Below are 899 nucleotides of genomic sequence, written 5' to 3'. Positions count from 1 at the left end.
GGGGTTGTCGGCCGGGGCGGGGGCCGTCAGGGGCAGCGCGCCGAGGGCGGCAATGTCGGCGGCGGTGGGCGTGATGGTTTCGCGGTCTTTCTGGCACGATACCGCTACCAGCAGCGCGGCGGCGGCCAGCATCGAAGCAAGGCGGGACAGGAGGGAGGAGGCCATCGGCAAAGAGCAGAAAAGGGGGGCGAAGCAGGGGCCGGCCAATCCGGGCCGGCAGCTTATCTACTCCAAAGATGACGGCCGTAGTGTGCGGCGCCCGGGTGCAATCGCCGAGTGGCCGGTCCGCATCGCCGAGTGCCGGCTTTTGGGGCCGCAAATTGCCGGCCCGGTCGCTCAACAGGCCCAAATGCCCGACTGGCCGACGCGCCCGGCCCACTGGCCGATATGGCGCTGGGCGTGGCTGCGTGCGGGTTGTAGCTTGCGAGAGATTAAGCGAGGGCCTGATACCTGGAATTCTAATGGCATGTCATGCTGAGCTTGAGCTTGTCGAAGTAGCTCTACCGCTGCGTTGCAATCGCATTGATTAGTTGCGTGGGAGAGATGCTTCGACTGCGCTCAGCATGACGTTCTTTTAACCCTCAATTTTTAACGCAAAAAATGCCCCTTCCGCCCCTCCGTTCGGCTTCGACGCTGCTGCTGCACGCCCTGGTGTGGGGGCTGGTGGCGGTGCTGCTGGTAGCTCAGCAGCCCGACTACCCCGGCCCCAAGCCCCCCGAATTCTGGCTGACGCAGGCGGTGGTGTTTGGCCTGCTGGTGGGCGTGTTCTACCTCAACTTGCTGTGGGCCGCGCCGCGCCTGCTCTACGGCGGCCGGTGGTGGGCCTACGTGGGGCTGAATGCCGGTTTGGTGCTGGCCGTGCTGGCCGTGCATCAGCAGGTGGAGGCCCGGCTGGGCGT

The 899-nt window shown here is 65.7% G+C and carries 1 pseudogene; it reads left to right on the top strand.

Annotation, left to right across the window (positions count from 1 at the left end):
* Positions 1–600 precede the first annotated feature (600 nt).
* Positions 601–899, top strand: a pseudogene (locus ACYVDE_RS24500) (hypothetical protein); the annotation flags it as partial.

It is taken from the genome of Hymenobacter agri (assembly GCF_054778495.1).
This window is presented reverse-complemented; position numbering and strand designations above follow the sequence as displayed.